This window comes from Synechococcus sp. R8-2 (assembly GCF_047461715.1).
Classification (GTDB): domain Bacteria; phylum Cyanobacteriota; class Cyanobacteriia; order Thermostichales; family Thermostichaceae; genus Thermostichus.
The window spans coordinates 1-1,074 of record NZ_JANSHQ010000731.1; the positions used below are offsets into that span (position 1 = coordinate 1).

Here is a 1,074-nt window from a genome sequence, read left to right on the forward strand (position 1 = left end):
GGGCAAGGGCCTGCCGGATCAGGGCAATCGCGTCGTCCAGGGATCCCTGTTGCTGCCGACAGACCCCCAAGAGGTGCAGTGCCTCGGGGTGGGTGGGCTGGGCTTGCAGCACCTGCTGGTAAAGTGAGACAGCCTGTGGCCATTGCCCTGCCTGGTGATGGCGAACGGCTTGGGCCAACAGACGCTGCAGGTGCTCTCCTCTGTCCTTTCCAGCTCTGCCTAGGCCAAAGCCTTTCCCCGGTCCAGACACAGTGAGCTCCTCTCGCCGGCGGATCCTGGGCCTCTACCCCATCAGCCGTTGGGGAAATTGAGAAAGCCCGCCAAGGCCGGAGCAATCGGCAACAGGGTCATGACCATCAAAAAGAGGGCCAGCAATGCCAAAGCATCCCGCTGACCGTCGGTTTCAGTAATCTCATCCTGCGGTGGACGCTCTGGCTCGCGGGCGATGAACAGGATCAGCAGCGCCCAGTAGAGGGCCAAGACGTTGCTGATGGCCGCCACCGCCAAGGCAATCAGGGTGATGAAGGTGGCGCGGGCCGCCGTCTTCCGCCCGTACACCGCCTGCACAATGCGACCCCCGTCCAGCTGCCCTGCCGGCAGCAGGCTCAAGGCGGTGATTGCCAGGCCAATCCAGCCCACGGCAACAAAAGGATGAATGGGAACCAGCTCCGCCTGCAACTGGGATCCCAGCACCAGCCGCGCTAGGGTGCCTACCAGGATGGAGCTGCGGAAGATCTCCGTGGGCACATACAGACCCTCGGAGCCGGAGAGCTTCAGGCCAGCCAAGAGCACCAGCAGCGACAGGATCCCGCTCGCTGCCGGGCCGGCAAAGGCAATGTCGAAGAGGGCCTTGCGGCTGGGCACCGGCGATTGGATGCGGTTTAGGGATCCCAGCGTGCCGATCCCCAAGCTGGGGATAACAAAAGCAGGGCTGAGGCGCACGCCGTACTTGCCCGCCATCCAGCGGTGTCCGGTCTCGTGCACCAGCAAGATGGCGAAGATCCCGGCTGCCACCGGCAGGGCTTCCACCCAGCGCCCCGGCGCATCCAACAGCCGGAAGCCCAAGAGATTGGC

Annotated in this window: 2 protein-coding genes; both read right to left on the reverse strand. The window is 64.4% G+C overall.

Annotated elements, in window-relative coordinates; all coding sequences use genetic code 11:
- Window positions 1–250, reverse strand: a 250-nt coding sequence (locus NW819_RS14305) for a tetratricopeptide repeat protein (protein ID WP_414414155.1), incomplete at its 3' end; no start/stop codon positions are given.
- 41 nt (window positions 251–291) lie between these two features.
- On the reverse strand, window positions 292–1,074 hold a 783-nt coding region (locus NW819_RS14310; protein WP_414414156.1), incomplete at its 5' end, for a site-2 protease family protein.